Genomic DNA, 457 nt, shown 5'->3' with positions numbered 1-457 from the left:
AGTGCAGGGAGCCGCGTAAGTCCAGTAACCTCGGGCCCATGCGCGCCTTTCACAGCCTGAGCCTTGCCGCCTGCACCGCCGCCCTGCTGGTGCTGGCCGGTTGCAGTACATCGCGGCCTCCGTCCCCCTCGTCGCCACCGCAGGCTTCCACACGCACGGCGCCGCCGCTCACGCCGGAGCAGGCACACGACATTGCCATCCACGCGCTGGGCCTGGTGGGCACGCCGTATCGCTACGGCGGCAACACCCCGGACTCCGGCTTTGATTGCAGCGGCCTGATCGGCTATGTGTACCGCAACCAGGTGGGTACACCACCGCCGCGCACGGTGGCCCAGCTCAACACTTGGGGCTATCCCATCGACGGCAGCGAGCTGCGTGCAGGCGACCTGGTGGTGTTTGGCACGGGCCGCCAGCCCAGCCACGCGGGCATCTATGTGGGCGAAGGGCGGTTCGTGCA

1 protein-coding gene is annotated in these 457 nt (G+C 68.9%); it reads left to right on the top strand.

Going from position 1 to position 457, the window contains the following annotated elements; all coding sequences use genetic code 11:
* Positions 1-38: 38 nt before the first annotated feature.
* Positions 39-457: C40 family peptidase (locus tag GPA27_RS28395; RefSeq protein WP_169143738.1), on the top strand; the 419-nt coding region annotated here is incomplete at its 3' end.

Origin of the sequence: Aromatoleum toluolicum, assembly GCF_012911005.2 — a bacterium.
In the GTDB taxonomy this organism is placed as follows: Bacteria; Pseudomonadota; Gammaproteobacteria; order Burkholderiales; family Rhodocyclaceae; genus Aromatoleum; species Aromatoleum toluolicum.
The sequence above is the reverse complement of the archived record's forward strand: the minus strand, read 5'-3'. Positions and strand labels throughout refer to the sequence as shown.